This is a genomic window from Microbacterium sp., assembly GCF_052099035.1.
Taxonomy (GTDB): Bacteria; Actinomycetota; Actinomycetes; order Actinomycetales; family Microbacteriaceae; genus Microbacterium.
Window position 1 is genome coordinate 20798 of the sequence record NZ_JBQDSX010000038.1, and the last position, 7847, is coordinate 28644.

Genomic DNA, 7847 nt, shown 5'->3' on the forward strand with positions numbered 1-7847 from the left:
CTGTGCGCTCACAGATCGCTCACACGCGCATCCTGACCGAGGCGTGCGCGTGAGCGGTCTGTGAGCGGTGCCTGGTTCGATGACCGGACACAGCTGATCTGCAAAGGGGAAACGATGGATGTCTACTCTGGAATGCTGGCCGCTTACATGGCCGCGCTCGTCGGTTCGGTGATCGTCGGCATACTCGTCTACGTCGTCACGGCGTACTTCATGTCGAAGGTCTTCGCGAAGGCAGGCGTGCAGGGAACCTGGCGGGCGTGGGTACCCGTCTACAACTTCATGGTGTTCTACAAGCTGGGTGACCTCAGCCCCTGGCTCGTGCTGTACTGCTTTGGCGGTGCGATCGTGCTCAGCTGGATCGGCATCGGGTTCCTCTTCTCGCTCGCGATGTTCGTCGGTGGGGGCGTGGCCGCCTACCGCATCGGGATGAAGCTGGGCAAGGAGACGGGGTTCGTCGCGTTCTGGCTGATCCCACCGGTATGGCTGGGCATCATGGCCTACAGCAAGGAGGCGTGGAACACCGCCGTGGCACCCGCGCAGTGGGCAGGCAATGCTTTCCTCGGCGATCGCACCGAATGGGATGGCGTTCCCACGCAGGTCCCCCTCCCCGCCTGATCCCGTCCGTGGCGCGCGTCAGCGCGTCCGCGGCGCGGGTCAGCGCGCGGCCACGCGGCGGCGCGCTGCGAGGATCATCAGGGCCGAGAGCACCAGGCTGAGTCCGACGGAGATGACGGATGCTTCAATGCCGAAGTCTCCGCCGGTGAGCCAGGCGTCGCCGTGCACCGTGGTCTCGAACAGCCCGGGGCTGCGGTGGCCGGAAACCGGGATGCCGAACAGGCTCTCGACGGTGTTCCACACGAAGTGCAGTCCGATTGCGAACCACAGGTTGCGGCGCCACACGAAGGCCGCACCGATGAGCACACCCGCTTCGACCGTGATCGCGAAGCCGCTCCACAGCGACGCTCCGGGGTTCAGCATGTGCGCTCCGCCGAACAGCAGCGCGGTGATCGCAATCGCGATCCAGGGACCGACGTACTTCTCGAACACCTGCAGCGCGAGACCTCGGAACACCAGTTCCTCGATGACGGCAGTGCCGATGTGCACCGCAACGGCGAGCATGACGGTCGTGAAGACATCCACCGGATGCCACTGCACGGTGTACCCGCCGAGAGCTGCGACGATCAGCACCGAGGCGATGATGAAGAACGCTCCCAGGGCACCGCCGAGCAGGAACTCACGACCATCGGCCCAGCGCAGCTCCGGGGTACGGCGGCGAGCGAGCACCCGCATTGTCAGCAGGTACAGCCCGATCGAACCCGCCGTGCCGATGAGCGCCGCACCGACCTGGAACGGGATGCTCATCTCAGAACCGATACCGGTGATCACGCCGTAGAAGATCGCGATCGCCGCAGCGCCGAGCACGAGCCAGACCGGCGGAAGGGCGAAGAAGCGCCGGACGATCCCCGGCTTGTCGAGGGTGGGGGTGAGGGACGAGGTCATTTCTTGTCTCCGATTCGGGCCGCGTTTCGGCCGTACTTCGACAGTAGAAACGCGTGCGCAGCGGCGAATCCCCCGAAGGTGGACAATCGGTTCAGTGCCCGGCGATACCCACCCGGTGCGCGAATACGACAGCCTGCACCCGATCGCGAAGACCGAGTTTGAGGAGCACGCGCGACACATACGTCTTCGCGGTTTCGGTCCCCACGGTCATCGCCTCCGCGATCTCGGCGTTCGACATCCCCTCCGCAAGAAGAGTGAGCGTTTCGCGTTCGCGGGCGGTGAGACTTTCGAGCGCCCCATCGTCGGCGAAAGCAGGGCGGATGCGGTCGCCAAAGGCTCCGATCAGCGCACGAGTTGCCGCGGGGTCGATGAGCGCATCGCCGCGGGCGATCGTGCGCAGGGCATCGAGGAGCCCCTCGGGCCTGGTGTCTTTCAGCAGGAAGCCGCTCGCGCCGGCCCGCAGCGCCTCATAGACGTAGGAGTCAAGATTGAACGTCGTCACCACGAGCACGCGCGGGGGTCGTTCGCTCGCCGCGATGATTTCGGCTGTCGCGGCGATGCCGTCGAGCCGCGGCATCCGCACGTCCATGACGACCAGATCCGGCTGCAGACGTGCGGCGAGCTCGACGGCTGCGCGGCCGTCTTCGGCTGTGCCTGCGACCTCGAAGTCGGGCTGCGATCCGATCACCCGGGCGAATCCATCGCGGACGAGCGCCTGGTCGTCGGCGATGATCACCCGCTGCGCCGTCTGGTCATTCATCGAGTCCACCTCGCGGTCGTCGTGTATGTCGCGGTTGTGTACTCAGTGCCGGTGGCCTCGGCGGTGAACGAGCCGCCTGCCTCTTCGACCCGAGCAACCATTCCCGATGTGCCGCGGCCTGAGCCCGCGGCATCCGGGGTCGGGGATTCGAGAAGGTCGTTGGCGACAGTCAGCACCATCTCATTCTCGGTCGCGGTGATCACCAGCTGCACCGGCATGCCGCGTGCGTGCTTCATGGCGTTGGTCACCGCCTCGCGGGCGACGCTGCGCATCACGGCCACGACCACGGTCGGGATCTCGTCGACGGCACCATCGAGTCGCAGCGAGATGGGGTACCCGGTCTCCTTCAGCCGCTGCACCATGTGTGAGATGTCGCCGGCTTCGGCGAGCGCTGCGGGACTCTGCGCGGCAGCATCCGGATCGAGAGTGCCCAGGAGCGAGCGCAGCTCGGTGAGCGCGAGACGACCGGTCGATGCCACCGATGCGAAGATCGCATCGCGATCGGCGTTGCCATCGCCGGTCTCAGGGACGTAGCGAGCGGACTCCGACTGCACGACGATCGCCGTCACGTGGTGCGTGACGATGTCGTGCAGGTCGCGTGCGAGCAGTGATCGCGCTGCGCGGTCGGCGTCGGATGCTGCGCGCTCAAGTCGCGCGGTCTGCTCGGCCCGCCAACGACGCACGAGTTCGCCGGTCACCCATGGCACCGCGAGGACGGCGGCGAACGTCACCCAGTCGATGGGCGACTCCGGCGAGCGCTGCGCGATGAGCACGGAGACCAGAGCGATGTACACCGCGGCACCTGCCAGCGCGACGGGCAGCCGCCTGCGACGCAGGTGCGCACCGCAGGAGTACAGCACGATCAGCAGTCCGAGACCCGCGAGTCCCGTGTCGGCGCCGAGCACCTGGGTCACGGCGAAGGCGACACCGATCAGCGCCAGAGCGAGCGCGGGGGCAGTGCGTCGCAGGGTCAGCGGGAGCGTCTGCGCCACAACCAGAACGACGAGAACCCCCAGCGGATACTCGCGCGGCATCTCACCGAGCCGAAGCCCGTCGATGCCGAGCGGGAGCAGGGACACGAACATCAGGGCGAGCGCCCCCAGACCGTCGCGGGCGACGGGAGGGGCGGACTGCCACCGGCTACGCAGCGTGCCGAACAGGTTCGGGTGGTCACTCACGCGCGTGCTCATCGGATGCTGGCTGATGCCTGCACGCCCGCGATAATCATCGCGAGCCCGGCCTCGAAGTCGTCGCCGCGGTCCTGCGCGCCGGCGGGGACAAGGTCGACCGAGGCTTCCGCCGTCCCGACGATGGCTGCGTGCAGTCGCTGCTGTTCGTGGAAGGTGTAGCCGATCACATAGTGCACGAGGGTGTCGGCGGCGACTTCGGCGGATGCGGCATCCACCCCGGTCTTTTTCGCTGCGCGCACCAGCTCTGCACGGACCGGTAGGTCGAGGAGGCCGAGTGCAAGGGAGCTCGAAACGATCTCGGCGCCGTCCTGGTGGGCGAGCAGGCGGTCGCGCAGGGCGCGCGCTGCGGCATCCATTCCTTCCGGCTGCGGATCGGAACCGACGATCTGCGCGCTCACCGCTGCCAGCAGCGCCTGCTTGTTCGGAAAGTGCCAGTACAGCGCGCTGACCTGGATATCGAGCTCATCGGCGATGCGGCGCATCGAGAGCCCGGGGAGGCCATTTTCGGCGAGTACCCGCATCGCCGCGGCGACCACTGTTTCCTTGTCGTTGCGTGCGGGAGCGTTCATCCTGCTACTCTACCGAACGGTGTTCAGGTGAACACTGTTCTAGTTCACTCAGTGCAGGAGAAATCATGTCCGCAACCACGACCCATGCCCCGCGCGTGCCCGTGCTCGCCGATCTCGTGCCCGGTGCACGCGTCCGCGATGTCGCGCTCGTACTCATCGGCACCGCCTTCATCACCGTCGCCGGGTATATCGCGATTCCGCTGCCATTCACGCCGGTGCCGCTGTCGCTGGCCACTTTCGCGGTGCTGCTCACGGGCGCGGGCCTCGGACCGCTGCGCGGCGGCGCGAGTGCCGGCCTCTACCTCGTGCTCGGCCTGATCGGAGTGCCTCTGTTCGCGAACGGGTCGGCCGGGTGGGCGTTCTCCTCGTTCGGCTACATCGTCGGATACGTCGTGGCTGCCCTGATCGTCGGCGTCCTGGCTCGCCGTCGCTCCGACCGGAACGTCTGGTCGACGCTGGGCCTTGCGGCCCTCGGAACGCTTGCGATCTACGCGTTCGGAGTGCCGTGGCTCGCCGCATTCCTCGGCGTCGACCTGGTGACGGCGCTGACGCTCGGAGTGGTTCCATTCCTCGTCGGCGACGCGATCAAGGTCGCCGCGATGGCCGGCCTCCTGCCGCTGACCTGGCGCGCCGTGGGGCGCTCGCGGGCGTAGGGCGCGGGGGCGCGGGGCCGGCGCGCGACGTGGACGCGGCGGCGCGGGGATGGCGCGCGTGGGCGGGATGGAAAACACGGCCCAGAGCGCCGCGTCAGCCGTGAAATCCAGCCCGCGCACGGCGAGCGCCTGCGAGTCCCGGCAAATCGGGCCGGTTGGGATGGAAAACGCGGCTCAAAACGTCCGGCCAGCCGCGAAATCCAGCCCGCGCGAGGTAAATCCGGGCGATTCCCCGCGCGGTGCAATCAACGCGCCCGCGCCGCGACGACCCGCGCCTCAGCGCACGCGGGCAGCGCGCCGCGCACCCTCGCCGAGCGTGTCGAGCTTCGCTCAGGCGATGTCGGGGTGCACGCGGCCGCCGAGCCCGCAGTCGGTCGATGCGATCACGCGATCGGCGCCGACGATGTCCGTGAAGCGTCCGATGCGCTGAGCGACCAGGTCAGGGTGCTCGATGAGGTTGGTCGAGTGGCCGACGACGCCGGGCACCAGGACAAGGTCGTCGGGGATGAGGCCGGATGCCGCAGCATCCGCCCACTGCGCCCACTCGTGCTCGTGGCGGGCGTTGGCCGCCTCGAATGAGATCGATCCGACCTTCGCCTGCAGCACCACGGGAAGGATGTGCTGCACCTCGATGTCGGTGAAGTGGGGCCCGTGCCACGATCCCCAACAGAGGTGCAGCCGGACCTGCTCCTTCGGGAGCCCCTCGATCGCACGGTTGATCGCCTCGACGCGGATGCGGGTGAACGCCTGGTAGTCGGCAACCGACGGCTCGGGCGTGATCTGGTCCCAGTTCTCGGCGAGAGACGGGTCATCGATCTGCAGGATGAGCCCCGCGTCGACGATCGCACGGTACTCCTCGCGCAGAGCCTCGGCCCATGCCTGAATATGCTCTTCGTCGCTGGCGTAGTACTCGTTGCGGATGCGCGCGGCAGAACCGGGGGCGATCGCTGTGAGGAAGCCCACCTCCCCCTCACGCAAGGAACCGCGAAGGTGCGCGATGTCAGCGGCGACAGCATCCTGCCCGCGATACGTGATCGGCCCCGTCGTGGTGGGGAATGCCGTGGCGGTGCGTCCGGTGCCGATCCCCGCTCCCGGGTCGGCGTAGGCGTCGGCGAACGCCCGTCGGTCGCGACGGTCGAGGAAGCTCGTCAGCACGACATTGCCGGGCGATGATTGGCTGGGCGGCTCATTGAACGGGTTGACCTCGGTGAGCGAGAGTCCGTTCACGCGCTGGAACGAGTACCCCCACCAGGCTCCGTAATCCACCGAGCTCGACGACGCTTTGCCGAACTCACCGTCGCCAGGCAGCGTGATCCCTGCGCGGCGCTGCCGCTCGACGACATCGGCCACGGCCTCGCCGATCAGCGTCTCGAACTGCGGATTCGACTCGAGCGTGAAGCCGTCGTCCGCGAGCGAGCGCGAAGCATTCGCATCCAGCAGCGCCTGCGTGCGCGGCAGGCTGCCTGACGTCGTGGTCTTGATCTCGGTCACGGTGACTCCTTTACAGCGGTTCACACCAATCTAAGGACGCGTGATCGCGCGCGCACTTCGCGTTTCCGTCCGTGACGCGCGCCGGGCGGTGGTCGGTAGACTGGGAGGGCCCCGCCACCTTTTCTCTGCCCTTTGGAGCGCGCGTGACCACTGCCCCCGAAGCATCCGCTCGTCAGCACGTCCCCGACTCCGTCTCGAACGCGGAAGCCACGCCCGAGAAGGAGCAGCCCTACGGCGCCCTCGGGCTGAAGGATGACGAGTACGCCCGCATCCGTGAGATCCTCGGCCGCCGCCCCACCTCGGGTGAGCTGGCGATGTATTCCGTGATGTGGTCGGAGCACTGCTCCTACAAGTCGTCGAAGAACTACCTGCGCCGTTTCGGCGAGAAGGTGTCCGACGAGATGCGCGAGCGCCTCATGGTCGGCATGGGCCAGAACGCGGGCGTCATCGACGTCGGCGAGGGCTGGGCCGTCACCTTCAAGGCCGAGTCGCACAATCACCCCAGCTTCATCGAGCCGTTCCAGGGGGCTGCGACCGGCGTCGGCGGCATCGTCCGCGACATCATCTCGATGGGCGCACGTCCCGTCGCCGTGATGGATGCTCTCCGCTTCGGCGCGATCGACCACCCCGACACCGCCCGCGTCGTGCACGGCGTCACGAGCGGCATCTCGTTTTACGGCAACTGCCTGGGCCTGCCGAACATCGGCGGCGAGACGGTATTCGACTCCGTCTATCAGGCGAACCCGCTCGTCAACGCGCTGGCCGTGGGCGTGCTCCGCCACGAAGACCTCAAGCTCGCGAACGCCGAGGGCGTCGGCAACAAGGTCGTGCTCTTCGGTGCGCGCACCGGCGGTGATGGAATCGGTGGCGCCAGCATCCTGGCATCCGATTCCTTCGACGACGGCGGCCCGACCAAGCGTCCCGCGGTGCAGGTCGGCGACCCGTTCGCCGAGAAGGTGCTCATCGAGTGCTGCCTCGAGCTCTACAAGGGCGAGCTCGTCGAGGCGATCCAGGACCTCGGCGCCGCTGGCATCTCGTGCGCGACATCCGAGCTCGCGGCCAACGGCAACAGCGGCATGAAAGTGTCACTCGACAACGTGCTGCTGCGCGACCCGTCGCTCACGGCTGAGGAGATCCTCATGTCGGAGTCGCAGGAGCGCATGATGGCGATCGTCGCTCCCGAGAAGCTCGACGCGTTCATGGAGGTCGTGAACAAGTGGGACGTCGAGACATCCGTGCTCGGTGAGGTCACCGGCGACGGCCGCCTCGTCATCGACTGGCAGGGCGAGCGCATCGTCGACGTCGACCCGTCGACCGTCGCCGTCGACGGCCCGGTCTACGACCGTCCGGTTGCGTACCCGACGTGGATCGACGCACTCCAGGCGGATGCTGCTGAGCTGCTGCCCCGGTCTTCTGAGCCTGACGTTCTGCGGTCGCAGTTCCTCGCGCTCGTCGGCTCGCCGAACCTCGCCGACACCTCGTGGATCACCAACCAGTACGACTACTTCGTCGGCGGCAACACGGCGCTCTCGTTCCCCGATGACGCCGGCATGATCCGCGTCGACGAGGAATCCGGTCTCGGATTCGCGATCTCGACCGACGCGAACGGACGCTACTGCCAGCTCGACCCGTACGCGGGCGCGCAGCTGGCCCTGGCCGAGGCGTACCGCAACGTCGCCGTCAC

8 protein-coding genes are annotated in these 7847 nt (G+C 67.6%); 3 read left to right on the top strand and 5 right to left on the bottom strand.

What is annotated here, in order from left to right:
- Nucleotides 1-114: 114 nt before the first annotated feature.
- Nucleotides 115-615 (top strand): large exoprotein, encoded by a 501-nt coding sequence (locus ACTIAO_RS11970; RefSeq protein ID WP_441906456.1) that lies wholly within the window; start codon nucleotides 115-117, stop codon nucleotides 613-615.
- 39 nt (nucleotides 616-654) lie between these two features.
- Here the strand turns inward: ACTIAO_RS11970 and ACTIAO_RS11975 are convergent, their stop codons facing one another.
- The 4 genes from ACTIAO_RS11975 to ACTIAO_RS11990 all read right to left on the bottom strand — a co-directional run bounded on the left by ACTIAO_RS11975 (nucleotide 655) and on the right by ACTIAO_RS11990 (nucleotide 4019).
- Nucleotides 655-1500, bottom strand: coding sequence for a CPBP family intramembrane glutamic endopeptidase (locus ACTIAO_RS11975; protein WP_441906457.1), 846 nt, complete (start codon nucleotides 1498-1500; stop codon nucleotides 655-657).
- A gap of 91 nt (nucleotides 1501-1591) precedes the next feature.
- On the bottom strand, nucleotides 1592-2260 hold the full coding sequence (locus tag ACTIAO_RS11980; protein ID WP_441906458.1) for a response regulator: 669 nt from the start codon (nucleotides 2258-2260) through the stop codon (nucleotides 1592-1594).
- The gene (locus ACTIAO_RS11985; RefSeq protein ID WP_441906459.1) at nucleotides 2257-3438 is read right to left on the bottom strand and encodes a sensor histidine kinase; all 1182 of its coding nucleotides are present in this window, start codon (nucleotides 3436-3438) and stop codon (nucleotides 2257-2259) included. Before ACTIAO_RS11985 ends, ACTIAO_RS11980 begins: the two co-directional genes overlap by 4 nt.
- Before the next feature lie 8 nt (nucleotides 3439-3446).
- On the bottom strand, nucleotides 3447-4019 hold the full coding sequence (locus tag ACTIAO_RS11990) for a TetR family transcriptional regulator (RefSeq protein WP_441906460.1): 573 nt from the start codon (nucleotides 4017-4019) through the stop codon (nucleotides 3447-3449).
- A gap of 65 nt (nucleotides 4020-4084) precedes the next feature.
- Between ACTIAO_RS11990 and ACTIAO_RS11995 the strand changes: the two genes are divergently transcribed.
- On the top strand, nucleotides 4085-4672 hold the full coding sequence (locus tag ACTIAO_RS11995) for a biotin transporter BioY (protein WP_441906461.1): 588 nt from the start codon (nucleotides 4085-4087) through the stop codon (nucleotides 4670-4672).
- A gap of 330 nt (nucleotides 4673-5002) precedes the next feature.
- Here ACTIAO_RS11995 and ACTIAO_RS12000 read toward each other — a convergent pair whose 3' ends face one another.
- Entirely contained in the window at nucleotides 5003-6163 is a 1161-nt protein-coding gene (locus ACTIAO_RS12000) for a cobalamin-independent methionine synthase II family protein (RefSeq protein ID WP_441906462.1), read from the bottom strand.
- A 143-nt stretch (nucleotides 6164-6306) separates the two neighbouring features.
- On the opposite strand from ACTIAO_RS12000, the gene purL reads away from it, so the two are divergent.
- Nucleotides 6307-7847: phosphoribosylformylglycinamidine synthase subunit PurL (purL, locus tag ACTIAO_RS12005; RefSeq protein WP_441906463.1), on the top strand; the 1541-nt coding region annotated here is incomplete at its 3' end.

Bases quoted from the DNA above. Each gene is read 5' to 3' on its own strand.
- ACTIAO_RS11970 (WP_441906456.1), top strand. From the start codon at position 115: ATGGATGTCTACTCTGGAATGCTGGCCGCTTACATGGCCGCGCTCGTC.
- ACTIAO_RS11975 (WP_441906457.1), bottom strand. From the start codon at position 1,500: ATGACCTCGTCCCTCACCCCCACCCTCGACAAGCCGGGGATCGTCCGG.
- ACTIAO_RS11995 (WP_441906461.1), top strand. From the start codon at position 4,085: ATGTCCGCAACCACGACCCATGCCCCGCGCGTGCCCGTGCTCGCCGAT.
- ACTIAO_RS11990 (WP_441906460.1), bottom strand. From the start codon at position 4,019: ATGAACGCTCCCGCACGCAACGACAAGGAAACAGTGGTCGCCGCGGCG.
- ACTIAO_RS11980 (WP_441906458.1), bottom strand. From the start codon at position 2,260: ATGAATGACCAGACGGCGCAGCGGGTGATCATCGCCGACGACCAGGCG.